Origin of the sequence: Cognatilysobacter segetis (assembly GCF_004359965.1) — a bacterium.
Taxonomy (GTDB): Bacteria; Pseudomonadota; Gammaproteobacteria; order Xanthomonadales; family Xanthomonadaceae; genus Cognatilysobacter; species Cognatilysobacter segetis.
In genome coordinates, this window is sequence record NZ_SMRQ01000001.1 from 24,355 (window position 1) to 48,050 (window position 23,696).

At 70.2% G+C, this 23,696-nt stretch carries 25 protein-coding genes, 1 tRNA gene and 1 riboswitch; of the genes, 11 read left to right on the top strand and 15 right to left on the bottom strand.

Annotation, left to right across the window (positions count from 1 at the left end; translation table 11 throughout):
- Nucleotides 1-11 precede the first annotated feature (11 nt).
- The 4 genes from flgA to E4F61_RS00145 all read left to right on the top strand — a co-directional run bounded on the left by flgA (nucleotide 12) and on the right by E4F61_RS00145 (nucleotide 2,738).
- Complete coding sequence (gene flgA, locus E4F61_RS00130; protein ID WP_238382736.1) at nucleotides 12-698, top strand: flagellar basal body P-ring formation chaperone FlgA; 687 nt, start codon at nucleotides 12-14, stop codon at nucleotides 696-698.
- Nucleotides 699-797: 99 nt separating this feature from the next.
- Nucleotides 798-1,112 carry a flagellar biosynthesis anti-sigma factor FlgM gene (gene flgM / locus E4F61_RS00135; RefSeq protein ID WP_133477310.1) on the top strand — a complete coding sequence of 105 codons (315 nt, stop codon included), beginning with the start codon at nucleotides 798-800 and terminating at the stop codon, nucleotides 1,110-1,112.
- A gap of 4 nt (nucleotides 1,113-1,116) precedes the next feature.
- The gene (locus E4F61_RS00140) at nucleotides 1,117-1,485 is read left to right on the top strand and encodes a flagellar protein FlgN (protein WP_425480081.1); all 369 of its coding nucleotides are present in this window, start codon (nucleotides 1,117-1,119) and stop codon (nucleotides 1,483-1,485) included.
- A 53-nt stretch (nucleotides 1,486-1,538) separates the two neighbouring features.
- Nucleotides 1,539-2,738: an ATP-binding protein gene (locus E4F61_RS00145; protein WP_162301347.1), complete on the top strand. Its 1,200-nt coding sequence runs from the start codon at nucleotides 1,539-1,541 to the stop codon at nucleotides 2,736-2,738.
- Nucleotides 2,739-2,814: 76 nt separating this feature from the next.
- Here E4F61_RS00145 and E4F61_RS00150 read toward each other — a convergent pair whose 3' ends face one another.
- The 5 genes from E4F61_RS00150 to E4F61_RS00170 form a co-directional block, all read right to left on the bottom strand.
- Entirely contained in the window at nucleotides 2,815-4,554 is a 1,740-nt protein-coding gene (locus tag E4F61_RS00150; RefSeq protein ID WP_133477312.1) for an EAL domain-containing protein, read from the bottom strand.
- Nucleotides 4,555-4,610: 56 nt separating this feature from the next.
- Entirely contained in the window at nucleotides 4,611-6,041 is a 1,431-nt protein-coding gene (locus tag E4F61_RS00155) for a M28 family peptidase (protein ID WP_133477313.1), read from the bottom strand.
- A gap of 66 nt (nucleotides 6,042-6,107) precedes the next feature.
- Nucleotides 6,108-6,530: a large-conductance mechanosensitive channel protein MscL gene (mscL, locus tag E4F61_RS00160; RefSeq protein ID WP_133477314.1), complete on the bottom strand. Its 423-nt coding sequence runs from the start codon at nucleotides 6,528-6,530 to the stop codon at nucleotides 6,108-6,110.
- Nucleotides 6,531-6,539: 9 nt separating this feature from the next.
- Nucleotides 6,540-7,262 carry a fumarylacetoacetate hydrolase family protein gene (locus tag E4F61_RS00165; RefSeq protein ID WP_133477315.1) on the bottom strand — a complete coding sequence of 241 codons (723 nt, stop codon included), beginning with the start codon at nucleotides 7,260-7,262 and terminating at the stop codon, nucleotides 6,540-6,542.
- Between the two features lies 1 nt (nucleotide 7,263).
- Nucleotides 7,264-7,572, bottom strand: coding sequence for a hypothetical protein (locus tag E4F61_RS00170; RefSeq protein ID WP_238382737.1), 309 nt, complete (start codon nucleotides 7,570-7,572; stop codon nucleotides 7,264-7,266).
- 77 nt (nucleotides 7,573-7,649) lie between these two features.
- On the opposite strand from E4F61_RS00170, the gene E4F61_RS00175 reads away from it, so the two are divergent.
- Nucleotides 7,650-7,982 carry a Rieske (2Fe-2S) protein gene (locus tag E4F61_RS00175; RefSeq protein ID WP_133477316.1) on the top strand — a complete coding sequence of 111 codons (333 nt, stop codon included), beginning with the start codon at nucleotides 7,650-7,652 and terminating at the stop codon, nucleotides 7,980-7,982.
- On the opposite strand, the gene E4F61_RS00180 is transcribed toward E4F61_RS00175, so the two are convergent.
- The 4 genes from E4F61_RS00180 to thiS form a co-directional block, all read right to left on the bottom strand.
- A complete protein-coding gene (locus E4F61_RS00180) occupies nucleotides 7,983-9,824 on the bottom strand; it encodes an SLC13 family permease (protein WP_133477317.1) in 1,842 nt (613 codons plus the stop codon).
- A gap of 65 nt (nucleotides 9,825-9,889) precedes the next feature.
- Nucleotides 9,890-10,612: a tRNA (guanosine(46)-N7)-methyltransferase TrmB gene (trmB, locus tag E4F61_RS00185; protein ID WP_133477318.1), complete on the bottom strand. Its 723-nt coding sequence runs from the start codon at nucleotides 10,610-10,612 to the stop codon at nucleotides 9,890-9,892.
- Entirely contained in the window at nucleotides 10,612-11,406 is a 795-nt protein-coding gene (locus E4F61_RS00190; protein WP_133477319.1) for a thiazole synthase, read from the bottom strand. The genes trmB and E4F61_RS00190 overlap by 1 nt, the downstream gene beginning before the upstream one ends.
- Nucleotides 11,407-11,542: 136 nt before the next feature.
- Nucleotides 11,543-11,755 carry a sulfur carrier protein ThiS gene (gene thiS / locus E4F61_RS00195; RefSeq protein WP_133477320.1) on the bottom strand — a complete coding sequence of 71 codons (213 nt, stop codon included), beginning with the start codon at nucleotides 11,753-11,755 and terminating at the stop codon, nucleotides 11,543-11,545.
- 148 nt (nucleotides 11,756-11,903) lie between these two features.
- Between thiS and E4F61_RS00200 the strand changes: the two genes are divergently transcribed.
- From E4F61_RS00200 to E4F61_RS00225, 6 genes are all read left to right on the top strand, one after another.
- Complete coding sequence (locus E4F61_RS00200; protein ID WP_133477321.1) at nucleotides 11,904-13,748, top strand: autotransporter domain-containing protein; 1,845 nt, start codon at nucleotides 11,904-11,906, stop codon at nucleotides 13,746-13,748.
- A 55-nt stretch (nucleotides 13,749-13,803) separates the two neighbouring features.
- A tRNA-Gly gene (locus tag E4F61_RS00205) sits at nucleotides 13,804-13,877 on the top strand.
- A gap of 65 nt (nucleotides 13,878-13,942) precedes the next feature.
- Nucleotides 13,943-14,407 carry an ATP-dependent zinc protease family protein gene (locus E4F61_RS00210; RefSeq protein ID WP_202908916.1) on the top strand — a complete coding sequence of 155 codons (465 nt, stop codon included), beginning with the start codon at nucleotides 13,943-13,945 and terminating at the stop codon, nucleotides 14,405-14,407.
- On the top strand, nucleotides 14,404-15,312 hold the full coding sequence (rimK, locus tag E4F61_RS00215) for a 30S ribosomal protein S6--L-glutamate ligase (protein ID WP_133477322.1): 909 nt from the start codon (nucleotides 14,404-14,406) through the stop codon (nucleotides 15,310-15,312). Before E4F61_RS00210 ends, rimK begins: the two co-directional genes overlap by 4 nt.
- A 308-nt stretch (nucleotides 15,313-15,620) precedes the next feature.
- On the top strand, nucleotides 15,621-16,307 hold the full coding sequence (locus E4F61_RS00220) for a response regulator transcription factor (RefSeq protein WP_133477323.1): 687 nt from the start codon (nucleotides 15,621-15,623) through the stop codon (nucleotides 16,305-16,307).
- Nucleotides 16,308-16,381: 74 nt separating this feature from the next.
- Complete coding sequence (locus E4F61_RS00225; RefSeq protein ID WP_133477324.1) at nucleotides 16,382-17,704, top strand: sensor histidine kinase; 1,323 nt, start codon at nucleotides 16,382-16,384, stop codon at nucleotides 17,702-17,704.
- 68 nt (nucleotides 17,705-17,772) lie between these two features.
- On the opposite strand, the gene E4F61_RS00230 is transcribed toward E4F61_RS00225, so the two are convergent.
- The 6 genes from E4F61_RS00230 to ahcY all read right to left on the bottom strand — a co-directional run bounded on the left by E4F61_RS00230 (nucleotide 17,773) and on the right by ahcY (nucleotide 23,363).
- Nucleotides 17,773-18,690, bottom strand: a complete 918-nt coding sequence (locus tag E4F61_RS00230; RefSeq protein ID WP_133477325.1) for a branched-chain amino acid transaminase — start codon at nucleotides 18,688-18,690, stop codon at nucleotides 17,773-17,775.
- Between the two features lie 57 nt (nucleotides 18,691-18,747).
- Nucleotides 18,748-19,329: a hypothetical protein gene (locus E4F61_RS00235; protein WP_133477326.1), complete on the bottom strand. Its 582-nt coding sequence runs from the start codon at nucleotides 19,327-19,329 to the stop codon at nucleotides 18,748-18,750.
- Nucleotides 19,330-19,374: 45 nt separating this feature from the next.
- On the bottom strand, nucleotides 19,375-20,010 hold the full coding sequence (locus tag E4F61_RS00240; RefSeq protein WP_133477327.1) for a hypothetical protein: 636 nt from the start codon (nucleotides 20,008-20,010) through the stop codon (nucleotides 19,375-19,377).
- 108 nt (nucleotides 20,011-20,118) lie between these two features.
- A complete protein-coding gene (gene metF / locus E4F61_RS00245) occupies nucleotides 20,119-20,940 on the bottom strand; it encodes a methylenetetrahydrofolate reductase [NAD(P)H] (RefSeq protein WP_133477328.1) in 822 nt (273 codons plus the stop codon).
- Nucleotides 20,941-21,053: 113 nt separating this feature from the next.
- Nucleotides 21,054-21,713 carry a hypothetical protein gene (locus tag E4F61_RS00250; protein WP_133477329.1) on the bottom strand — a complete coding sequence of 220 codons (660 nt, stop codon included), beginning with the start codon at nucleotides 21,711-21,713 and terminating at the stop codon, nucleotides 21,054-21,056.
- A gap of 219 nt (nucleotides 21,714-21,932) precedes the next feature.
- Nucleotides 21,933-23,363 carry an adenosylhomocysteinase gene (gene ahcY / locus E4F61_RS00255; protein WP_133477330.1) on the bottom strand — a complete coding sequence of 477 codons (1,431 nt, stop codon included), beginning with the start codon at nucleotides 23,361-23,363 and terminating at the stop codon, nucleotides 21,933-21,935.
- A gap of 46 nt (nucleotides 23,364-23,409) precedes the next feature.
- Nucleotides 23,410-23,516: riboswitch (S-adenosyl-L-homocysteine riboswitch) on the bottom strand.
- Nucleotides 23,517-23,696 lie beyond the last annotated feature (180 nt).

Below are 23,696 nucleotides of genomic sequence, written 5' to 3' on the forward strand. Positions count from 1 at the left end.
ACGGCTCGCGCATGCACCGTTCCGTCCGCCCGTCGCCGCTGCTCCGCTATCTCGTCGCCACGATGCTGCTGGTCGTGGTCTACGTGGGGCGTGCGGCGCCCGCGACCACGCCCGTCGCCGACATCCTGAGGACCGCCGAGGCCGCGCTGGGGGGCGGCGGCGCGCAGGTGCAGGCCTCCGTCGACGCCGCGGTGCGGATGCCCGCGTGTTCCCAGCCGCTCACGGGGGTGGCGCTGGGGCCGCGCATGGCAGAGGTCCGCTGTCCCGATGCGCCCGGCTGGCGCCTGACCGTGCCGGCCCGCGTGCGGCGCGATGCCGATGTCGTCGTGCTGCTGGCGCCGGTGCAGGGGGGCACCGCGATCGAGGCCGCGCAGCTCGCCGTGCAGCGCCGCGACGTGGCCGGTGGCAGCGGGGTGGGTATGTCGGACCCGGCGCAGGTGGCGGGGCACATCGCCCGGCGCTCGATGCCCGCGGGCACGGTGGTCAGCGCGGGCGACCTCGCCGACGGCGCGGGGGCGCTGAAGCGCGGCGATCCGGTGGTGATCGTCTCGCGGGCAGGCGGCATCGAGGTCCGCACGGGGGGCCGTGCGCTCGGCGGCGCGGTGGCCGGGGCGGTGGTCGCGGTGGAAAACCTCGCGTCGAAGCGGATCGTGCGGGGGCGCCTGGTCGCGGACGGGGTGGTCGAGGTGCTGCAGTGACCGTTCGTCTGAACCGCGGCGAAAAATCTGTGGCGTGCGCCTCAAGTCCGGGCGGGGGTCGCCGTTACTGGCCCTGACCGCTCAACCCCGGAGTTCGTCATGACCACCAAGATCGATGGCCCCAGCCCGTCCGCGGCGCGGGTCGTGGACACCACCGCAACGGCCGCGACCGCGCGTGCCGGGACGGACCGAAACCAGCCCGTCGGCGCCGCGCCGGCGGCCGACAGCGTTCGCCTGACCGGTGAAGCCACCGGCCTGCAGGCCGCCGTCGAGAACCAGCTCGGCCGCGGCGCGCCGCTCGACATGGCGCGCGTCAATGCCGTGAAGGCCGCGCTCGCCGACGGCAGCTACCAGGTGAATCCGCAGGAGATCGCGAACCGCCTGGTCGCGCTCGAGCGCCAGATGAAGGGGTGATCGCATGCACGCCATGTCCTTGAACGCACCGTCGCCCGCCCAGGTGGGGGACGCGCTCGACGCGCTCGAGCGCGCACTGCAGGACGAACGGCGTGCATTGATCGACAACGACGCCGAGGCACTGCTGAGTTCGACGCAGGCCAAGATCGTCGCGCTCCGCTGCGCCGAAACGCTGCAGCCCGGTCAGGCCGAGGCCCCGCGCGTGACGGCGCTGTCCGAACTCAATCGCGCCAACGGGATCCTGCTGGCGCGCCGTCGCCGCGAGGTGTCGTGGGCGCTGCGCCACCTGGGTCGCGTGGAGAGCTCCGGCGTGTACGATGCCGGAGGTCATGCGGGCATGCGCCCGCAGTCGCGATGCCTGGGCGTGGGATGAGCGCGAACGAAGTTCCGTCAACTTCCGGTACGACGAATCACTGGAGCGCGCAGATGCGCTGGGCGGCGGACGTCGCCCCGATGGCGGTACTGCTGCTCGACGACGCGGGCGGCCTGCACTACGCCAACGCGAGTGCACGGCGGCTCGCCGCACGCCTGGACGAATCGCTGGACGAGCGCGAAGGCCTGCACGCGCTGCTGGCGCTCGCCAACGACACCGACTGGGAACTCGCCTGCGCGCAGGGCCATTCGCGCCGCGACATCGACGTGCGGCCCGGTTTCACGCTGGCCGTCGAGCCCTTCTGCGGCATGGGCGACAACGCCGGCCTGCGCTTCCTCGCCCTGACCGACATCTCGCTGCGCAGCGCGCGCGAGCGCGAGCTGCAGCAACGCCACGACGAACTCGAACGCGCCTACCGCTCGCTCGCGGGCGCGCAGGAGCAGTTGCTGCAGTCGGAGAAGATGGCGTCCATCGGCCAGCTTGCCGCGGGCGTCGCGCACGAGATCAACAACCCGATCGGCTACGTGCACAGCAACATCGGCACGCTCCGCGAGTACATGGGCGCGCTGTTCGGCATGCTGGAGACGTACTCGAGCGCGCTCGCGGCGCCGGACCCGCTGATCTACCGCAACGACGTGCGCGCGCAGCGCGAGAAGCTCGACATCGACTTCATCCTCGGCGACCTGCCGCAGCTGCTCGACGAGTCGCGCGAAGGCATCGAGCGCGTCACGCGCATCGTGCAGGACCTCAAGGAGTTCTCGCACGTCGGCCGCAACGAGACGATGCGCCCGGCCGACCTGCTCAAGGGGCTGGAGTCCACGCTCAACATCGTGTGGAACGACCTCAAGTACAAGGTCAAGCTCGAGAAGATCTACGGCGACATGCCGCCGGTGGAATGCCTGCCGTCGGAGATCAACCAGGTCTTCATGAACCTGCTGATCAACGCGGGACAGGCGATCGCCGAGCGCGGCACGATCACGCTGGCCTGCGGCACCGAGAACGGTGAGGCCTGGGTCAGCGTGGCCGACACCGGCTGCGGCATCCCCGAGGACGCCCTGGGCCGCATCTTCGACCCGTTTTTCACGACCAAGCCCATCGGCCGCGGCACCGGGCTCGGGTTGGCGATCTGCTACCGCATCGTCGAGAAGCACCACGGCCACATCGAGGTGCAGAGCACGGTCGGGCAGGGCACGACGTTCCGCGTGGTGCTGCCGGTGACGCAGCCGGCGGACGCGCGCGTCGCAGCCGTCTAGCGCTTCGCGCGCAGCGCTGCACCAAGTTGAAGCCATGGAAGCGCCCCGGCGCTAGGCCGGGGCAAGGGCGCAGGCATCAGAACCCGACTTCCTCGCCCGCCGCGCGTCGCTCGTGCGCGCGGAACGCGGCCTGGATGTGCTCGCGCAGCTCGTCGTCGTTCCACGGCTTGGTAAGGAAGCGGTAGATCGCGCCCTGGTTCACCGCCTCGGTGATGGTGGCCAGGTCCGTGTAGCCCGAGAGCACCATGCGCACCGTGTCCGGATAGAGATCGCGCACGCGGCCCAGGAATTCGGTGCCGCTCATGTCGGGCATGCGCTGGTCCGACACGATCACCTGCACGCGGTTGCTGGCGAGCAGGTCGAAGGCCTCGCGCACCGAGTTGGCGGTGAGGATCTGGTAGCCGTCGCGCCGGAACAGGCGCACCAGCGAGCGCAGCACGTTTTCCTCGTCGTCCAGCAGCAGCAGCGTGCGCTCGGGGCGCGTCTGCGCGAACGCCTCGGGCAGCAGGAAGCGTTTTCGGATGAGCTCGGCGAGCGCTTCCACCGGCTGCGGCGCGCTGAAGATGTAGCCCTGGAAGAAGTCGCAGTGGTTGCGGCGCAGGAAACCCAGCTCGGCTTCGCTCTCGACGCCCTTCGCACAGACCTTCATGTCGAGGCGGTGGCCCATCGCGATGATGCCACGCACGATCGCCGCGCTGCGCGTGTCGCTCATGACGTTGCGGATGAAGCTGCGGTCGATCTTCAGGCGGTCGAGCGGATACTGCGCGAGCGCCGCGAACGACAAGCCGCCGAGGCCGAAGTCCTGCACGGTGAGCGTGGCACCGAGTTCGCGCAGGCCGACCAGCGTTTCGTAGGTATGTCGCGCGTCGAGCGAAAGCGCGTTTTCCGGCACCTCGAACTCGAGCGACCGGCCCGGCAGGTTAAGCCGATGCAGCAGTTCGCCGATGCGGTCGCGGCAGTCGGGCTGCGATAGCAGCGTGGTCGGCAGGTGCATCGAGATGGTGAGGTAGTCGATGCCTTCGTCGCGCCATTGCGCGAGCTGGCGCGCCGCGGCCTCCACCACCCACGAGCCCAGCCGCGCCGACAGGCCCACGCGCTCGACGATGTCGAGGAAGCGGTTGGGCCGCAGCAGACCGTTGCTTTCCGAGTTCCAGCGCAGCAGCGCCGAAAAGCCGGCGAGCGAGCCGTCGTGGCCGTTGACGAAGGGCTGGTAGAACAGCCGGAACTCGTCGCGGTCGAACGCATCCGCGAAGCGCTGCGCGAAGCCGTCATGGATCGGGCCGCGATCGGGCCGACCGCTGTACAGCCCCACGTTGTCGAGGCCCGTCTGCTTCGCATGGCGCAGCGCATGCTCCGCTGTGGCGAGCAGTGCGGCCGCGTTCTGCGCGTGGTCGGGGAAGACGGCGATGCCGATCGAGAGCGTGATCGGCAGCGTGTACGGTGGGATCGACAGCGGCACCTCGAACGCGTCGCGCAGGCGTTCAGCGAGGGCCTCGCCGTCGGGCTCGCCGTCGCGGTAACCGATGCCCGCGATGAATTCGTCGGTGCCGCGCCGCCACAGCCAGGCGTCGGCCGGCATCGCGTTGCGCAGGCGCTGCGCGACCGCGCCCAGCACCTGGTCGCCGACCGTCTCGCCCATGTTGCTGTTGATCGACCCGAACATGTCGACGTCGATGTGCAGCAGCGCCACCTTGCGGCGCGTGGCCGCCGCGGCGGCGATGGCGGTGGCGAGGCTGGGGCCGTTCGCGCCGAGCCGGTAGATGCCGGTGACGGGGTCGACCGGCACGCTGCCGTATTCGTCGTAGCGCTGCTCCATGGCGCGAGTCTAGGCGGTCGCGACGCGACGCGTGGGGCGCGTCGCGACCGTTCCGCTCAGTGCCCGCCCGCGGCCGTGGCCGGCTTGGGCGCGCTGCCGAAGCTGCCGTCCGCCGATGCGGCGAGGTACGCGAACACCGCGTACGCGGCCGCGTTCTGCTGGATCGCGGCCGGGTCGATCTTGTCGAACGTGTCGTCGGGCGTGTGGTGCAGGTCGAAGTAGCGCGTGCCGTCCTGCGCGAGCGACGCCCAGGCCAGGCCCTGCTGCGCGAACGGCCCGATGTCCGAGCCGGGGCCTTCGCCCTTGCCGGCTTCCAGCCGCGTGATGCCGAGTGGCGCGAGCGCGGACAGGATCTGCTCGTCGGCCTCGCGCGCGTATTCGGGCAGCGAGCTCGCATAGCCGTAGATGCGGTCGGCGCCGAAGTCGCTCTCCGCGCCGATCTGGTGCTTCGTGATCTGCGGCAGGTACTTCGCGGCGTACGCGCGGCCACCGTGCAGGCCCTGCTCCTCGTTGGCGAAGGCGATCACGCGGATCGTGCGGGCCGGCTGCTTCGGCAGCTTGGCGATCATCGCGCCCGCGGCCATCGAGATGCCGACGCCCGCGCCATCGTCGATCGCGCCGGTGCCGAGATCCCACGAGTCGAGATGGCCGCCGATCACGACGACCTCGTCGGGCCTAGAGCTCCCGCGCACTTCGCCGATCACGTTGTACGACGTGGCTTCGCCATTCCAGCCGCAGTCGAGCGCGATGCGCACGCGCTGCGGGTCCAGCGCCACCAGGCGCGAGAGCTGCTGCGCGTCCGGTGCCGACAGCGCGGCCGCCGGGATCGGCGTCACGCCCTCGTCAAAACGCGTCACGCCGGTATGCGGCATGCGATGCGAGTCGGTGCCCGCCGAATGCATCAGGTAGCCGACCGCGCCCTTCGTCGCGGCGGTGGTAGGGCCGCGCGTGCGGATCCGCGAGCCCATCCCGTAGTCGTCGCCGCCGCGCTTGGGCTGCATCTGGAAATCGATGAAGGCGATCTTGCCGGCCAGTGCGCCGGCGGGCAGCGCCTCCAGCGACGCGAGATCGGTGAAGCGCACGACCTCGCCTTCGACCGTGCCACCGGGACTGCCGCCGAGCGCGGTGAGCTTCAACGGCTGCGAATTCGCGCCGAGCACCGCGCCGCTTTCGCTGCGGCGCTCCCACTTCGGGAACGTCACCGGCTCGGTCCAGACCTTGTCGTAGCCGAGCGACTTGAACTTCGCCTTGGCCCATTCCACGGCGCGCGCGTCGCCTTCGCTGCCGGCCATGCGCGGCCCGACTTCCGTCGTGATCGATTCGGTGATGCGGTAGGCGAGGTCGCTCGCGAGCGCCTGCTCACGCAGCGTCGCCGCCTGCTTCATCGCGGCGTCGGGAATGCGCACGGGCTTGGGCGGATTGGCCGCGATCGCCGGCAGCGTCGCCAGGCCCAGAGTGAGTGCCGCCACGATCGGCCGGATGCGCATGCGTCGTTCCCCGTTGGAAACCCCGGAGCTTAACAACGCGCCCGGCGCTCCCGGGCATGGCGTTCGTCACGGAACGGGTGACGGGCGTCCCTTCAGCAGGTCGCGGATCTCGCGCAGCAGCACCACGTCCTCCGGTGGCGCCGCGGGCGCTTCGGACGGCGCGCGGAGCCGGTTGTAGGCACGCAGCACGAGGAAGATCACGAGCGCGATCAGCAGGAAGTCGATCGTCGCCTGCAGCACCGAGCCGTAGTGCAGCGCGACTTCCGGCGTGGCGACCTTGCCCGCGGCGTCGAGCCGGGCGGGCCGGAGCACCGCCTTCCACTGGTCGACGCGGATGCCGCCCGTCAGCATCGCCAGCAGCGGCATCACCGCGCCGTCGACCAGCGCGCTGACGATCTTGCCGAACGCCGCGCCGATCACGACGCCGACCGCGAGGTCGACCACGTTGCCGCGTGCGACGAAGGCGCGGAACTCGCTCGCGAGGCTCATGCGGTTTCCCTAGGCGGCGATGACGGGAGGCAGGATGCGGCCGTCCAGCGCGATCACGTCGTCGAGCGAGGCGTGGAACCGGTCGCCGGGGGACAGTGCGGCCACGCCCGCGGGCGTGCCCATGAAGACGAGATCGCCCGCCTTCAGCGCGTAGAAGCGCGACAGCTCGTGGAGGATCTCCTCGACGTTCCACACGAGGTCCTGCAGCGCGCCGTGCTGGCGACGCTGGCCGTTCACCTCGAGGGCGATCGCGCGCTGCGTGTAATCGCCGACGCGCGCGGCCGGGACCAGTGCGCTCACCGGTGCCGAATGGTCGAACGACTTGCCGGTATCCCACGGCAGGCCCTTGGCCTTGGCCGCGGCCTGCAGGTCGCGGCGGGTGAGGTCCAGGCCTATTCCGTAGCCGAACACCAGCCCGAGCGCGTCGGCGGGGTCCACCACGCCGGGCGGTGCATCGCGGCCGATCGCCACGACCAGCTCGACCTCGTGGTGCAGGTCCTGCGTCGCGGGTGGATAGGGCACCTGGCCGTCGAGCACGAGCGCGTCGGCCGGCTTGAGGAAGAACACGGGCGTACCGCGGTCCGCCTTGGACGCGGCCACCGCCGCGCCCATCTCGCGGGCGTGGTCGGCGAAGTTGCGGCCGACGCAGTAGACGCGCCGGACGGGGAAGTGGCCGCCGGTGCCGTCGACCGGGATGCGAACCGGGGCGTGCGCCGGAACGACGTCGCCCATGTCAGCGCGACAGAAGCGGGCGTGCGACGACGCGGTAGCTCCCGTCGATCACCCGATCGTCCGCGCGGGGCGAGGCGGGTGCACGGCGCAGGAGCTTCCAGCCCAGGCCGCCGAGGATCATCGCGGCGCCGATCGCCAGTGCCGCCACCACGAACACGCCGAGCAGCACCAGGCCGGCCAGCGCGAGCAACACGCGCAGCAGGCGGTGGCGCGGCTTGCGCGGCTCCAGCACCGCGCGCGCGGCGCCGCGCAGCGGGCGCTCGAAGCGCGCGGAGAGGTCGATGAGGCGGAACAGGAACGTCGGTCGCATGAGAAACTGGCCGTGCATTGCGAGCGACGGAGTATCCGGCGCGGCTCCGGCCACCGTGTGAGGGAAGTGTTAATCCGATGAACGATGTGCTCGCCCGCCTCGACACGCTGCCCGAAGGCCAACCCGTCGAGGCCGAGGCGATCGTCGACGGCGAGCCGGAGTCGCTGATCCTCGTTCGGGCGGGCGAGCGCGTCGACGCGTTCCTCAACGTCTGCCCGCATGCCGGCCGCCGGCTCGACTGGGCGCCGGGCAAGTTCCTGCTGAGCCGGGACGGGCTGCTCGTCTGCGCCGCGCACGGCGCGTCCTTCGAACTGCCCTCGGGCACCTGCGTCGCGGGGCCCTGCCGCGGCGATGCGCTGCGGCGCGTGGCGGTCGAGGTGGCCGAAGGCGGCGTCCGCCTCGCGCCCTGATCAGAACATCAGGTTGACGACCAGTACGGTTACCGCCGCGTAGATCAACGACAGCGGGCCGCTCACGCGCCAGAGGTCGCCGGCCGTGTAGCCGCCGGGCGCGGTGATCATGGAGATGATCGCGTTGGACGGCGTCACCAGGTTGTTCGACGCCGCCACCGCCACCGTGAGCGCGAACGCCGTCGGGTTGCCGCCGGCGGCGAGCGCGAGGTTGATCGCCAGCGGCACCATCACGATCGTCGCGCCGACATTGCCGATCGCGATCGAGAACGCGGCCGTGCCGATGGCCATCACCAGCTCGAGCATCCACGGCGGCATCCACGCGGGCAGCAGGGCGCTGATGTGGCCGGCGAGCCAAGCCGCGGCGCCGCTGGAATCCATGGCCCAGCCGAGCGGGATCAGGCAGGCCATCAGGAACACCGTGCGCCAGCTGATCGACGCATACGCCTCGTCGATGTCGATCACCCCGGCCAGCAGCATGCCCACCACGCCCGCCATCAACGCGATCGACACGGGCAGCCGCGACGACAGCGCCAGCAGCATGGTGATCGCGAAGATCACCAGCGCGGCCTTGAGCTTGTGCGGGCGCTGCTTCGCCTTCGGGTAGTCGGTGACGACGACGAGGTCGCGCTCGCGGTTCACCGGCGCGAGTTCCGACCAGAGGCTGTGCAGCACGAGCATGTCGCCGGCGCGCAGCGAGACGTTGCGGATGTCGTCGCGGATGACGTCCTTGTCGCGGTTGATCGCCAGCAGGCTCAGGCCGTAGCGGCGGCGCAGCTGCAGCTCGGCCGCGGTGCGTCCGATGTAGCGCGACGTCGCCGGAACCACCGCCTCGGAGATGCCGGAGCGCGACGGGTTGAAGCTGTCGGCGAACGTCCGCAGGCGGTTGGCCACGCACAGGAAGTGCAGTTGCGCGAAATCGCGCACGGCCTGCTCGGTGCCCATCACGCCGATCACGCTGCCCGCGACGATGCGCGAGTCGGCCGGCGGCGCCATGCGCACTTCGTCCCCGTTCTTGAGCGCGAGCAGCAGCGGCGCGCCCGACATGCGCTCGACCTCGCCGACCGTGAGCCCGGCGAGCGGACTGGCGGCATCCACGTCCAGTTCGTAGACGTCGCCGTCGATCCCGTACGCCTCGGCGAAGTAGCTTTGCGTGCGGCCGGGGGTGGCGCCCTTGCCCTCCGTATCCGGCAGGCGGCGATAGCCGTAGAAGTAGAAGTACGCGAGCGACGAGGCGAGCAGCGCGAGGCCGATCGGCATCGGCGCGAACATGCGCAGCGGCTTCAGGCTCCCGGCGCCCGAGGGCAGGTTCGCGTTGGCGGCGAGCAGCAGGTCGTTGAGCAGGATGAGCGGCGTGTTGCCGACCATCGTCAGCCCGCCGCCCATCACGATGGCGGCGGCGATCGGAAGCAGGAACCGCGACAGTGGAAGGCCGGTGCGCGAGGACAGCCGCGCCGCGACCGGCATGTAGAGCGCCATGATCGACGGATTCTGCATCAGCGGTGAATTGACGCCGGCCGCCGCGGTGGCGAGCAGCAGCAGACGACGTTCGTCACCGTGCGCGCGACGCAGCAGCCAGCCCGCCAGCCGGTTGAGCGCGCCCGTACGATCGAGGCCGGCGCCGAGGATCATCGTCGACATCACGCAGATCACCGCGTTGCCGGCGAAGCCGCCGAACAGCGCCTCCGGATCGACGAGGCCCGTGAGGCCGAGGAGCACGAGCACCACCAGCGCGACCACGTCGGCGCGGATGCGCTCGAACAGGAACATGATCATGGTGAAGCCGGCGATCGCCAGCACCAGCACCATGTCCTGCGTCAGCGGAAGGGCGGTGTCGTCCATCGCTCAGCCGGCTCGCGACGTCGCGCACGGGGCGCGGGCGGGGCGGGCAGGGGCGACGGGGGCGCTCATCCCAGGCGGTCGTACATCAGGTCCCACACGCCGTGGCCGAGCTTCACGCCACGCGTCTCGAAGTGGGTGTCCGGACGCCACTCCGGCCGCGGCAGGGGCCCGCGCGGGCCGGCCCGGTTGACGAGGCCGGGCGTCGCGTCGAGCACGTCCCACATGTGCTCGGCGTAGTCCTCCCAGTCCGTCGCCAGGTGCAGCAGGCCGCCGGGCGCAAGCTTGCGCACGAGCAGTTGGGCGAACGCGGGCTGCACGAGCCGGCGCTTGTTGTGGCGCTTCTTGTGCCACGGGTCGGGGAAGTAGATGCGCACTTCCTGCAGCGAGCCGTCGGCGATCTCGTTCTCCAGCACCTCGACCGCGTCGTGGTGGTAGAGCTTCGCGTTCTGCGCGTTGTCGGCCGCCAGCGCGTTGAGCAGGCGGCCGACCCCCGGGGCGTGCACCTCGATGCCGATGTAGTCGCGCGCCGGGTCGTTGGCGCAGGCGAAGCGCAGCGCCTCGCCGTTGCCGAAGCCGATCTCCAGGACGCGCGGCGCGCGGCGGCCGAACGCGGCGTCGAAATCGCGCGGCGCGCCGGCGTAGTCGAGGCCGTAGCGCGGCCACTGCTCGTCGAACGCGCGCTGCTGCGCATCGGTGAAACGCCCCTGCCGCAGCACGAAGCTGCGGATGCGGCGATGCCCTTCCTCGACCGTGAACGGCTTGGCGTGCGGGACGTGCGGCTCCGTCATCAGCCGATGAGCCCGTCCACCGGCGACGACGCGCTCGCGAAGCGCTTGCGCGGGATGCGGCCGGCCTTGAACGCGGCGCGCCCGGCCTCGACGGCCAGCTTCATCGCATGCGCCATCAGCACCGGATCCCTCGCGCCGGCGATCGCGGTGTTCATCAGCACGCCGTCGCAGCCGAGCTCCATCGCGATGCTCGCATCGGACGCGGTGCCGACGCCGGCGTCGACGATGATCGGCACCTTGGCGTTCTCGATGATCTCGATCAGGTTGTACCGGTTCTGGATGCCCAGGCCGGAGCCGATCGGCGCGGCCAGCGGCATCACGGCGACGCAGCCGATGTCCTCGAGACGCTTGGCGAGGATCGGGTCGTCGGACGTGTAGACCATCACGTCGAAGCCGTCGCGCACCAGCGTTTCAGCGGCCGCGAGCGTCTGCACGACATCGGGATAGAGCGTGCGCTGGTCGCCGAGCACTTCGAGCTTCACCAGCTTGTGGCCGTCGAGCAGCTCGCGCGCGAGGCGGCAGGTGCGCACGGCGTCGTCGGCGGTGTAGCAGCCGGCGGTGTTGGGCAGGATCGTGAAGCGGTCGGGCGGCAGCACGTCGAGCAGGTTCGGCTCGCCGGGGTTCTGCCCGATGTTGGTACGGCGGATCGCGACCGTCACGATCTGCGCGCCGGCGGCCTCGGTGGCCAGGCGGGTCTGCTCGAGGTCGGCGAACTTGCCGGTGCCGGTGAGGAGGCGGGAGGTGAACGGGGTGCCCGCGATGACGAGCGGATCGGACGAGGCGAAATCGGTCATGCCGGGATTATCGCATCGTCGCCGGCCGCGGCCGGGGTCGTCGTGGCGCAGCGGGGCGGCGTCCGACGACAAGCCCGCGCGGCCGCGATCGCGCGAAGCGCAAGGCGGTCGGACCCGCGATGCGGCAACCCGCGGCTCATCCGCCGCCGAGCGCGTGCACGATCTCGACCCGGTCGCCGTCGGCGAGTCGATGGCCGGCGTGGCGGCTGCGCGGCACGATGTCGCCGTTCACCTCGACGGCAACGCGCCGCGTCGCGAGGCCTTCCGTCTCGAGCAGGGCCGACACGTCGGCGCCGGCCGGCAGTTCTCGGGGCTCGCCGTTGAGCAGCAATCGGAGTTTGGGTCCCATGGCGGCATTGTCGCCCCGCCGGGCGCCCGGCCGCACCCCTCGGCGCCCCTGCCGTTCGCCGCTTGCTAACGGCTCCTTCACATGCTTCGATGCCGCCATCCGCCCGCGTACGCCGGCGGTTTCCCAACGTTTTCAAGGACGCAACGAAATGAAACCTGTCCGTACCGCCCTGGCCGCCGCGCTTGCCCTCGCCGCGATGCCGGCCTTCGCGCAGACGTACTCGCAGACGATCTTCTTCGGTGATTCGCTGACCGACACCGGCGCGTTCCGCCCGGCGCTGGTGCAGACCGCCGGCCCGTCGGCGGCGATCCTCGGCCGCTTCACCACCAACCCGGGCCTGCTCTGGGCCGAGTACCTCGCCGATTTCTACGGCACCGCCGCCAATCCGTACTACGGCGCCAACGGCAGCGTGCAGAACCCCGCCGGGACCGACTTCGCGGTCGGCGGCGCCCGCGTGGCGACGACCAACAGCAGCCCGTTCGGCGCTGTGCCGTCGCTGCAGACGCAGGTCAACGCCTACCTCGCCGCCAATGGCGGCCGTGCCGACGCCAATGCGCTCTACACGGTGTGGGGCGGCGCGAACGACATCTTCGCGATCGCCGCCGGCGCACCGGCGAACGCCACGCTCGGTACCGCGGTGACCACGCAGGTCGCGCTGGTGAAGCAGCTCAGCAGCGCGGGCGCCCGCTACATCCTCGTGCCGACGCTGCCCGACATCGGCTCGACCCCGTCGGCCATCGCGCAGGGCGCGACCGCGCGCGCGACGCTCACCGCGCTCTCGACGCAGTACAACACCGCGCTGTTCGGCGGCCTGTCGAGCGCCGGCCTGCGGGTGATCCCGCTGGACACCTTCCACCTGCTCGGCGAGGTGGTCGCCAATCCGTCGCAGTTCGGCATCGCCAACGTCACGGGCACGGCGTGCAACCCGCAGATCACCGCGTCGTCGCTGACCTGCAACCCGACCACCTACGCGAACCCCAATTCGCCGTACACCTACCTGTTCGCCGACGGCGTGCATCCGTCGCTCGCGGGCCACGAGATCCTCGGCGACTACGCGATCTCCGTGCTCGAAGCGCCGCGCCAGGTGCAGCTGCTCACGCACACCACCTCGGTGATCAACCGTGCGCGCGCGGATGTCGTCGGCGGCCAGGCCATGGCCCGCTCGACGAGCGAAGGCGAGGGCATGCGCTGGTGGGCGAACGTGCGCGGCGATTTCCAGCGCTACGGCAAGGGTGACGTCTACGACGGCGCCGGTCCCGCGCTCACGGCGGGCGTCGACTGGAAGTCCGGCAACCTCGTCTATGGCGGCTTCGCCGGCTTCGGCCGCAGCTCGTTCGACTGGGGCCAGCGCATGGGCGAGTTCGACCAGCGCGACGCCACCCTCGGCGGTTACGTGGGCTGGCGCAGCGGCGCGGCCTGGGTCGACGGCCAGCTGAGCTACAGCCGCAACACGTACGACCTCGACCGTCGCGTCGAGCTCGGTCAGGCGACCCGCGTCCACCATGGCGATACCAGCGGCAACGTGCTGACCGTCGGCGCCGAGGGCGGCTGGGAGTTCGGCAGCGGTGCGCTGAAGCACGGCCCGGTGGTCGGCGTGCTGTCGCAGCGCATCGACATCGACGGCTTCGCCGAGGACCAGGGCACGCTGTCGACCGCGCTGGCCTACCCGGACCAGACCTTCAACTCGCTGATCGGCAAGGTCGGCTGGCAGGCGCACGTCGACGCGGGGAGCGTCACGCCGTATGCCCGCCTCACCGTCGACCGCGAGTTCGAGGACCAGCCCGAGGAGGCGTTCGCGCGCTCGCAGACGCTTTCGACCGCCGGCGATTACGCCGTGCCGGGCGTCGCGTTCGACGACACGTACGCCACGCTGCAGTTCGGCGCCCGCACGAGCGTGTTCGGCCTCAACGCGGACGTCGGCGCCAGCCTCACGCAGATGCAGGAGGGCGGCAACGACGCGACCCTGTACGTGACCGTCGGAAGCAGCTTCTGATCGAACGCCGCGCGCGTTGCCAACCGGCACGCGCGCGGCCTAGACTTCGCCCCGCGCGGGTGTAGTTCAATGGTAGAACTGCAGCTTCCCAAGCTGCTAACGTGGGTTCGATTCCCATCACCCGCTCCACAGAATCGCAACGGCGACCGGTCACACTGGTCGCCGTTTTCTTTTTCCGCGCCCGGGGAACCCCAGTGAGCACGACGTCGTCCTCCACGCTGGTCGGCTGGCGCGAGTGCATCGCGCTGCCCGACCTCGGGCTTCCGGCGCTGCGCGCCAAGGTCGACACGGGCGCGCGGTCGTCTGCGTTGCACGTCGATGCGCAGTGGCGCACGGTCGAAGCCGGTGCGCCATGGGTCGGGTTCCGCCTGACCCCGCGCGGTCGCGAGGCCGTCGAGGTCCATGCCCCCGTGCACGACGAGCGCGAGGTCGTCGATTCCGGCGGCCATCGCAGCCTGCGCGTATTCCTGCGCACGCGACTGCGGCTCGCGGGCGTCGAACGGATGATCGAGGTCAACCTGGCCGATCGCCGCGGCATGCGCTTCGCGATGCTCGTGGGCCGCACGGCGCTGTCCGGTCACTTCACCGTCGATCCCGCACGCTCCTTCCTCCACGGCCGCGCGCCCCGCCGGCCGCTTCCACCCACGGCCCGTCCATGAAGCTCGCGATCCTCTCGCGCAACAGTTCGCTGTACTCCACGCGCCGCCTCGTCGAGGCCGGCCGCGAGCAGGGCCACACGGTTCGCGTGCTCGACCCGTTGCGCTGCTACATGCGCATCGCCAGCGGCGACTTCGCGATGCACTACAAGGGCCGACCGCTCACGGGCGTCGACGCGGTGATCCCGCGCATCGGCGCATCGGTGACGCGCTACGGCACCGCGGTGCTGCGCCAGTTCGAGCTGATGGGCACCCGCACGCCCAACCCGTCCGACGCCATTCTCAAGGCGCGCGACAAGCTGCGCGCGCACCAGCTGCTCGCGTCCGAAGGCATCCACATGCCGGTGACGGTGTTCGGCGATAACCCGGACGACACCGGCGACCTGCTCAAGCTGCTCGGTCCGTCGCCGCACGTGATCAAGCTGACCGAAAGTTCCCAGGGCACGGGCGTGATCCTCGCGGAGAAACTCTCCGCGTCGCGCGGCATCACCGAGGCGCTGCGCGGGCTGTACGCGAATTTCCTCGTGCAGGAGTTCATCGAGGAGGCGAAGGGCGCCGACCTGCGCTGCTTCGTGGTCGGCGACCGCGTCATCGCGGCGATGCGGCGCCAGGCGCCGGCGGGCGAGTTCCGGTCGAACCTGCATCGCGGCGGCAGCGCGGTGGGCGTCCAGCCGACCGATGCGGAGTGCGAGGTGGCGGTGCGGGCGACGCGGGTGCTGGGGCTGGGGATCGCGGGCGTCGACCTGATCCGCTCGGACCGCGGGCCGCTGGTGCTCGAGGTGAATGCTTCGCCCGGCCTCGAAGGCATCGAAAGTGCCTCGAAAAAGGACATTGCGGGCGAAATCGTGGCCTTTGTTGCACAGGGAGGGCGGCCGTCGAAGCCGGCCCGTGCCCGCCGTCGGAAATAACGAATTGCTAACGAAAATCCCCGACAGTCCTTAACCATCGTTTAAGGGTTTCGGGCGTAGCGTGCCCGTTCCGCAGCTCATCCCGGGGTGGCTCCTCGGCGGGCCGCGGTAATCGGGGTAACACTTTTTGCCCGGGCGCCTGCGTCCGGGCACTTTTTTGCGCGCCGCCGGTCCGATGTGAAGACGATGCATGAACAGCCGTCTGACACAATCGAGCGATGCACATGCGCACCCACGACCCACGCCCCGCCCAGACGCCGTCGCCCGCCGCGACGGGCGGCAGCCGGCTCCAGCCCCAGGAAACCTCCATGCGAATCCTTGTCATCGAGGACAATCCCGACATTGCCGCCAATCTGGGCGATTTCCTCGAGGACCGCGGCCACACCGTCGACTTCGCCGCCGACGGCATCACCGGCCTGCACCTCGCGGTGGTGCACGACTTCGACGCCATCGTGCTCGACCTCAACCTGCCCGGCCTCGACGGCCTCGAGGTCTGCCGAAAACTTCGCAACGAGGCGCGCAAGCAGACGCCGGTGCTGATGCTCACGGCGCGCGATTCGCTCGACAACAAGCTCGCCGGCTTCGACTCGGGCGCCGACGACTACCTGATCAAGCCGTTCGCGCTGCAGGAAGTCGAGGTGCGCCTGGCGGCGCTCTCGCGTCGCGGTCGTGGCGTGCAGACGCGCGTGCTCAACGTCGCCGACCTCGAGTACAACCTCGACACGCTCGAGGTGCGCCGGGGCGGCAAGCTGCTCCAGCTCAACCCCACCGCGCTCAAGATCCTGCAGGCGCTGATGGAGGCCTCGCCCGCGGTGGTCACGCGGCAGGAACTGGAAACGCGCGTATGGGGCGAGGAACTGCCCGATTCGGACTCGCTGCGCGTGCACATCCACGGCCTGCGCTCGGTGGTCGACAAGCCGTTCGGCAATCCGCTGATCCAGACGCGCCACGGCATCGGCTACCGCATCGCGGCGCCCGAAGGGTCGACCGTTTGACGACGATCGCACCGGCCCTCGTGGCGGCCGGTGCGAGCCCCTAGACTGGCGGCTTCCGCCCGACCCGATCGACGATGGCCGACGTCAGCCCGTCCGCGCGCCCGCGTGCGCGCACCCGATACCGCCGGCGCCTGCGCAGCCGAATCATCCTCGGCTTCGTGCTGCTGGGCTTCGGCCTTTCGTTGATGCTCGCGCTGGCGACCAACTCGGTGCGCGACCGCGTCGAGGACGAACTCGTCACCGACGTGATGAACCGCAACATCGACGAGATCGGGCGGCTCTATTTCGCCAACCCGACCGGCGAGCCGGAAGTTCCGGTCAACCAGTACCGCGCGCGCGTGGTGACGCCCGACAAGTTCGAGCGCCTGCGCGAGGAGCAGCCGGAGTGGTTCGCCCTGGGCGACGGCATCCACACCGTCAGCGGCAACAACGACGACGGCACGCCGTTCGCCTACCGCCTGGCCGTGCGCAAGACGCCGCAGGCGTGGTTCTTCCTCGCGATGGACCTGACCGAGGCCGAGCGAGGCCGGCGCCGCACCAATCGCGAACTCGCGGGCGTGGTCGTGTTCTTCACCGCGCTGTCGCTGGTGATCGGCTGGTGGTCCGCATCGCGCGTCATGAGCCCGGTGCTGGAGCTCGCGAACCGGCTCAAGCGCTCGCGCGGGGAACTCAGCGAACCGCTGGCGAACGACTTCGCGGACGACGAGGTCGGCCAGCTCGCGGCCGCGCTGGACGAATATTCCAACCGGCTCACGCACGTGGTGCAGCGCGACCGCGAATTCAACGCCGACGTGAGCCACGAACTGCGCACGCCGCTGGCGGTGATCCGCGGCGCGATCGAGTTGCTGCTGGCCAAGTCCGACCTCGACGAGAAGTCGCGCAACCGCTTGCTGCGCATCCAGCGCGCCGAGCAGCAGTGCACCGACCTGATCAGCGCGCTGCTCCTGCTCTCGCGCAACGAGCGCGGGCAGGGCACGACCGACGTCGCGCGCGTCGCCGAACAACTGCTGGACGCGCACCGCGCGCAGCTCGGCGGCAAGCCGGTGACGCTGCGCATCGAGGGCAATCGCGGCTTGATGGCCGACGCGCCCGAGGCCGCCGTCACGGTGGCGCTGAACAACCTGATCGGCAACGCGGTGAAGTACACGGCCGAAGGCGAAGTCGTGGTTCGGCTGCAGCCCAGGTCCGTCGAGGTCGTCGATTCGGGGCCGGGGCTGAGCGCGGAGGACGCGGCGCGGCTGTTCGAGCGCGGCTATCGCGGCACGCATGCCGGCCACTCGCAGGGCGGCGGCATCGGCCTGTCGATCGTGCGGCGCCTGTGCGAGCTGTACGGCTGGGACGTGCGGGTGACGCCGGGCGACGTGCGCGGCGTGGTCGCGACGCTGACATTCGGTTGAGCGCAGCGGCCCGCCTCGAAACATGAAAAAGGCCGGCATTTCGCCGGCCTTTTCGTCCTGCGTACGGCTCAGCCCTGCAGCGGTTCCAGCCAGCCGTAGCGATCGGGCGTCGTGCCTTCGAACAGCCCGAAGAACATCGACTGCATCCGGCGCGTCAGCGGGCCCGCCTGGCCGTTGCCGACCTGGCGACCGTCCACGGAGCGGATCGGCGTGATTTCCGCGGCCGTGCCGCACATGAACAGCTCGTCGCAGAGATACAGGTACTCGCGCGGCAGGTCGCGCTCGATCACCGGAATGCCGGCGTCGCGCGCGAGCGTCATGATCGTGTTGCGCGTGATGCCGTTGAGCAGCGCGGCACTGACCGGCGTGGTGTGCAGCGCACCGTCGAACACGAGGAACAGGTTCTCGCCGGCGCCTTCGCTGAGCAGGCCGGTCGATGCGAGCGCGATGCCTTCGCCGAAGCCGAGGCGGCGCGCCTCGCGGGCGACGAGCTGGCCCGAGAGGTAGTTGCCGCCGGCCTTCGCGCCCGCGGGTATGGTGTTCGGCGCGAAGCGCTGCCAGCTCGACACGCAGGCGTCGATGCCCTGCTCGAGCACGCCTTCGCCGAGGTACGGGCCCATGAACCACGAGGCCACCGACACGTCGATCGGCGTCTCGGCCGACAGCCCGAAGCCGCCAAGGCCGCGATAGGCCAGCGGGCGCAGGTAGGCGCGCGTCAGGCCGTTGCGCAGGATCACCTCGCGGCAGGCGGCGTTGAGCTCGTCGAGCGAGTACGGCAGCACCATGTCGTAGATACGTGCGGAGGCGAACAGGCGGCGGTTATGGTCGGTCAGGCGGAAGATCGCCGGGCCGTTCGGCGTCTCGTAGCAGCGGATGCCCTCGAAGACCGACGAACCGTAATGCAGCGCATGCGACATGACATGGGTGGTGGCCTCGGCCCAGGGCTTGATCGAGCCGTTGTGCCAGATCCATTCGGGGTATTGCATGCGCGGCGTCCGGGGAGTGGGAAACGGCGCATTGTCCCATGAGGCGGCCGTACGCCGTCAGTCCACGACCTCGACCGGCTCGCTCGACGGCGCGGGTGCGCGTCGAGCCCCGCCTTCCACGATCCACCAGCAGTCCAGCTGCTTGCGCAGGGCGAACACGGTCCGGACGGGCGTGCTGCCGCGCTTGGAGGTCTGCTCGAGCCGCAGCCCGACCGGGGGGCGCGTCGGCACGGTGGTCGGGTAGGGCTCGTCGTCGACACCCGGCCAGATCGGCTGCACGTCGACCAGCGGACGGTCGACGACGGCCTGCAGGCGGTCCATCAGCGCATAGCCCGCGTGCGTCCCCATGCCCGTCCATAGGTACACGCCCGCCAGGCGGTTCACGTCGTGCGACTCCACCGCGGACGACACCTCGAAGGCGAGGTCGCGCAGGGTGCGGGGGCACGCGGGGCGGTACGAGCGCAGCTGCGCGGTCGACGCGCCGGACGTGGGGCGCTCGGTGGCGCCGATCACGTCGCAGCGCTGGTCGGTGAAAACGGTGGTGCCGTCGTCGAGCACGCAGCGCCGGACCTGCGCGGATACCGGCGACGGCGTGGCGAGCGGCAGCAGTGCGAGGAGCGGAAACAGGCGGCGCAGCATGGGCCTAGCGTACGGCCGCCGGCGCGTCGCGGCACGCGACCGCTGTCAGAAGTGGACGAAGTAGCAGCCCGCGTACCGTTCCACGTTCAGTTCCAGCGCGTGCATGCCGTTCTCGCCGCCCACGCTGACCTGCAGGATGCCGGCGCGGCCGTCGACGTCGTTGTCGGCCGACGCCAGCTGCATGCCGAAGCCGATCTGCGCGTCGAAATAGCGCGTCGACTGCACGTTCGACTTCGCCAGGCGCTCGAGCCGCTTCATCACCGGCGTGGCCTGCGACTGCGTCATGCCGGCCCACTGCCAGCTCTCGGCGAGGCGGTTGACGTCGCGAAGCCCGATCGAGCCCTCGATGTCCATCGCGAGCTGGGTCGGCGTGCGCGCGCACCCCGCCTGCAGCGAGCGGCGACCGGCCGGTGAAGCGGAAACGACGGCATCGGACATCGCCGCGTCGGCATAGGCCTCGGGCTCGCGGGCGGCTTCGCTCGCCAGCCGCATGCCGAGGTCGGCGGACATGTCCGACGCCTTCGCGCCGACGAAGCTGCACGGCTTGTCGGTGTAGACGCTGGTGCCGTCCGGCGCGCGGCACTTCTGGATGCCGGTAAAGCTCGCATGTGCGTCCGGCGACGCCGGCATCAGCAGGCCGAGGCCGAGCGCGAACGTGAACACGGACATCGAAGTTTTCATGGCACGCACCTGCGTCAGCGGATGCGTGAAATGCTCAACGTCGTTTCGTCAACGCGAAGTGTGACGAAGTGGCCGGGAATGAACCGGTTCCGAACGAAACCCGGGTTTTCAGCGTAAATGCGACAACACGTTTAGCGTCGGTTTCGACAGATTCAACGTGTAGAAGTGCAGTGACGGCGCGCCGCCATCGACCAGGCGGCGGCAGAGCTGCCCCACGACCTCGGCGCCGAACGCCCGGATGCTGTCGGCGTCGTCGGCGTACGCGAGCATGCGCTGGGTGATCCACCGCGGGATCTCGGCGCCGCACAGGTCCGAGAAGCGGCGGATCTGGCTGAAGTTGGCGATCGGCATGACGCCGGGCACGATCGGGATGTCGATGCCCTGCTTGCGAACATCGTCGACGAAACGGAAATAGGCGTCCGCGTTGTAGAAGTACTGCGTGATCGCGCCGTTCGCGCCCGCGCGCACCTTGCCCACGAAGTTGCGCAGGTCGGCCTGCGAATCGCGCGCCTGCGGGTGCATCTCGGGGTAGGCCGCGACCTCGACGTGGAAGTGGTCGCCGGTTTCCTCGCGGATGAAGCGCACCAGTTCGTCCGCGTAGCGCAGCTCGCCGGCGCTGACCATGCCGGAGGGCAGGTCGCCGCGCAGCGCGACCAGGCGCTTGGCACCGAGCGCGCGGTAGAGCTTGAGCAGGCCCCGGATTTCCTCGCGCGAACCGCCCATGCAGGTGATGTGCGGGGCGGCGTCGAGGCCGCCGGTGCGCAGCTTCTGGATGGTCTCGGGCGTGTGGCTCAGGGTCGAGCCGCCGGCCCCGAAGGTGACGCTGACGTAGTCCGGACCCGCGTCGCGCAGCTTGGCCACGGTCCGGTCCAGCTGCGCGTGCTGCTCGGCCGTCTTCGGAGGGTAGAACTCGAAGCTGATCGGAACCATGGCACCCCCGGCGTCGGAAGCGCTGATTCTATCTTTCTATCGCGATGGATAGAAACCTAAGTTCCGCCGTGCAGCCGCGCCGGCCGCATGGGCCAGCGCACCGGCCATGCCGATCAGCGCGATACCGTCGCCCCGACGACGCGCCCCGTCCGACGATCCAGGGACGCGGTGCGGCCGGCGGCGTCCACCAGGTCGAACGGCACACCGCCGGTCCGGAGTTCGTAGGGACTGAACCAGCTCATGGACGTGGCGGGCGTCGACGCGCCCGCTGCGATCACGCGCTCCGGAAAGCCGGCCTGGCGCAGCACGTCGTCGGTCTGGCGGTCGTTGCGCGCCATGAGCATCGCGCGCACGCCTTCCGGCAGGCCCAGCGACGGGTCGAGCCCGCTGCGGTGCAGGCCGATCCCGGCGTCGTAGGTCATCTCGCGCGACTTCGAGGCCGCCCAGAGCAGGGCGCAGGCGCTGGCGCAGCGACCCGCGACCCGGACGGTCAGGCCGCGCGCATTGGCAAGCTCCGCGACGCGCAAGGCCTGCGCGCGCATCCCGCCCGGGCCGGTGACGATCAGCCGTCTTACCGCGGGATTCGCGTCCAGCGCACGTCGCACGTCCGCCTCGAAACGCGGGCCGATGACACCGTCCACCCGCAACGCCTGTTCGGTGGGCGACACCCGGACGGCGGCATTGTCGACCTCGGCGTCCGGAATACCGGCCGCGTGCACCCCGCCGGCGGCCACGAGAAGTGCGGCCGTCGCCGCGACGAGAAAACGATTCACAGCCTGTCAGTCCGAACGGGATCCCCGGTCCCATCGTCGCGCACCCGTAGTCCCGCTCCGTGCGCGCAGTCGCAGAATTCGAATGCTGAACGTCTCGGGGTGCGCAGAAGGTCCGGGATTTCATCCCGTGATCATCCGGCGCGTGCTGGCCGACGCCGCCCCCGGAACGGGAACGGGCGCCGTGGGCGCCCGTTCCGTGTCGCGGTACCGCTGCCTTGATCAGTAGCGGTAGTGGTCCGGCTTGTAGGGGCCGTCCTTGTCCACGCCGAGGTACTCGGCCTGCTCGTCGGTGAGCACGGTCAGCTTCACGCCGATCTTCTCGAGGTGCAGCCGCGCGACTTCCTCGTCGAGCTTCTTCGGCAGGATGTAGACCTTCGCCTCGTACTCGTCCTTCTTCGCCCACAGGTCGATCTGCGCGAGCGTCTGGTTCGAGAACGAGTTCGACATCACGAAGCTCGGATGGCCCGTCGCGCAGCCCAGGTTCACCAGGCGGCCTTCGGCGAGCAGGAAGATCGAGTTGCCGTTCTCGAACGTGTACTTGTCGACCTGCGGCTTGATGTTCGTGTGCTGCGCACCCGACTGGTACAGCGCGTCGACCTGGATCTCGTTGTCGAAGTGGCCGATGTTGCAGACGATCGCCTGGTCCTTCATCCGCTTCATGTGATCGAGCGTGATGACGTCCTTGTTGCCGGTCGTGGTGACGTAGATGTCGCCGCGGCCGAGCGTGGACTCGACGGTGTTGACCTCGAAGCCCTCCATCGCGGCCTGCAAGGCGTTGATCGGATCGATCTCGGTGACCACGACGCGCGCGCCGTACGCACGCAGCGACGCCGCCGAGCCCTTGCCGACGTCGCCGTAGCCGCAGACCACCGCGACCTTGCCCGCGAGCATCACGTCGAGCGCGCGCTTCAGGCCATCGGCCAGCGACTCGCGGCAGCCGTAGAGGTTGTCGAACTTCGACTTGGTGACCGAGTCGTTGACGTTGATCGCCGGCACCAGCAGCGAGCCTTCCTCCGCCAGCTTGTAGAGACGGTGCACGCCGGTGGTCGTCTCCTCGGACACGCCCTTCCAGTCCTTGACGACGGTGTGCCAGAAGCCCGGGCGCTCGCTCTTGACGCGCTTGAGCAGGTTCTTGATCACCTGCTCCTCGTGCGAGGACGCCGGCTCGTCGACCCACGTCGAACCGTTCTCGAGCTCGTAGCCCTTGTGGATCAGCAGGGTGACGTCGCCGCCGTCGTCGACGACCAGCTGCGGGCCGAGGCCGCCCGGGAAGGTCAGCGCGTCGAGCGTGCAGTCCCAGTACTCCTCGAGCGACTCGCCCTTCCACGCGAACACCGGCGTGCCCGACGCGGCGATCGCGGCGGCGGCGTGGTCCTGCGTCGAGAAGATGTTGCAGGACGCCCAGCGCACGTCGGCGCCGATGTCCTTCAGCGTCTCGATCAGCACGCCGGTCTGGATGGTCATGTGCAGCGAGCCGGTGACGCGCACGCCGGCGAGCGGCTTGCTCGATGCGTACTTGCGGCGGATCGACATCAGGCCCGGCATCTCCTGCTCGGCGATATCGAGTTCCTTGCGGCCCCAGTCGGCGAGCGAGATGTCGGCGACCTTGTAATCGCCTTCGGTGGAGAAGGTCTTGGGCATAGCGTTCATGGGTAGCTCCGTGGTCGTGGGGAACCGGCAGTGGATGCATCCGGTTCCTGCACGGGCGCCGTTGGAAAGATCGCCATCGAGCCTGGCCGTCTTCGCCTTCGTTGAAGGCTCGGCGCGGATGCCCGCGCGACGGTCGCAGCGCCCCTCGATGGGCCCGGCGATTGTACCGCGCCGCGATCGACGGAGGCTCGCCGTTGCATCGGCAGCGCCGCCGCGTGCCGAGGCGTTCACGTGCGGGCCTTTCCGGCATGCGACGTCCCGAACCTCGACGCCCGTCGCCCGACCGGCACTTCCGGCGCATTGACACCGAAGCGGCGGTACGCGAAGCATCGG

Coding starts and splice junctions, on each gene's coding strand:
- E4F61_RS00225 (WP_133477324.1), top strand. CDS start 16,382: ATGGCCGACGTCAGCCCGTCCGCGCGCCCGCGTGCGCGCACCCGATAC.
- E4F61_RS00200 (WP_133477321.1), top strand. CDS start 11,904: ATGAAACCTGTCCGTACCGCCCTGGCCGCCGCGCTTGCCCTCGCCGCG.
- E4F61_RS00150 (WP_133477312.1), bottom strand. CDS start 4,554: ATGGAGCAGCGCTACGACGAATACGGCAGCGTGCCGGTCGACCCCGTC.
- E4F61_RS00220 (WP_133477323.1), top strand. CDS start 15,621: ATGCGAATCCTTGTCATCGAGGACAATCCCGACATTGCCGCCAATCTG.
- E4F61_RS00145 (WP_162301347.1), top strand. CDS start 1,539: ATGCGCTGGGCGGCGGACGTCGCCCCGATGGCGGTACTGCTGCTCGAC.
- E4F61_RS00170 (WP_238382737.1), bottom strand. CDS start 7,572: ATGCGACCGACGTTCCTGTTCCGCCTCATCGACCTCTCCGCGCGCTTC.
- E4F61_RS00180 (WP_133477317.1), bottom strand. CDS start 9,824: ATGGACGACACCGCCCTTCCGCTGACGCAGGACATGGTGCTGGTGCTG.
- E4F61_RS00155 (WP_133477313.1), bottom strand. CDS start 6,041: ATGCGCATCCGGCCGATCGTGGCGGCACTCACTCTGGGCCTGGCGACG.
- E4F61_RS00230 (WP_133477325.1), bottom strand. CDS start 18,690: ATGCAATACCCCGAATGGATCTGGCACAACGGCTCGATCAAGCCCTGG.
- E4F61_RS00175 (WP_133477316.1), top strand. CDS start 7,650: ATGAACGATGTGCTCGCCCGCCTCGACACGCTGCCCGAAGGCCAACCC.
- flgM (WP_133477310.1), top strand. CDS start 798: ATGACCACCAAGATCGATGGCCCCAGCCCGTCCGCGGCGCGGGTCGTG.
- E4F61_RS00235 (WP_133477326.1), bottom strand. CDS start 19,329: ATGCTGCGCCGCCTGTTTCCGCTCCTCGCACTGCTGCCGCTCGCCACG.
- E4F61_RS00140 (WP_425480081.1), top strand. CDS start 1,117: ATGCACGCCATGTCCTTGAACGCACCGTCGCCCGCCCAGGTGGGGGAC.
- E4F61_RS00190 (WP_133477319.1), bottom strand. CDS start 11,406: ATGACCGATTTCGCCTCGTCCGATCCGCTCGTCATCGCGGGCACCCCG.
- flgA (WP_238382736.1), top strand. CDS start 12: ATGCACCGTTCCGTCCGCCCGTCGCCGCTGCTCCGCTATCTCGTCGCC.
- mscL (WP_133477314.1), bottom strand. CDS start 6,530: ATGAGCCTCGCGAGCGAGTTCCGCGCCTTCGTCGCACGCGGCAACGTG.
- rimK (WP_133477322.1), top strand. CDS start 14,404: ATGAAGCTCGCGATCCTCTCGCGCAACAGTTCGCTGTACTCCACGCGC.
- thiS (WP_133477320.1), bottom strand. CDS start 11,755: ATGGGACCCAAACTCCGATTGCTGCTCAACGGCGAGCCCCGAGAACTG.
- E4F61_RS00165 (WP_133477315.1), bottom strand. CDS start 7,262: ATGGGCGACGTCGTTCCGGCGCACGCCCCGGTTCGCATCCCGGTCGAC.
- metF (WP_133477328.1), bottom strand. CDS start 20,940: ATGGTTCCGATCAGCTTCGAGTTCTACCCTCCGAAGACGGCCGAGCAG.
- trmB (WP_133477318.1), bottom strand. CDS start 10,612: ATGACGGAGCCGCACGTCCCGCACGCCAAGCCGTTCACGGTCGAGGAA.
- E4F61_RS00240 (WP_133477327.1), bottom strand. CDS start 20,010: ATGAAAACTTCGATGTCCGTGTTCACGTTCGCGCTCGGCCTCGGCCTG.
- ahcY (WP_133477330.1), bottom strand. CDS start 23,363: ATGAACGCTATGCCCAAGACCTTCTCCACCGAAGGCGATTACAAGGTC.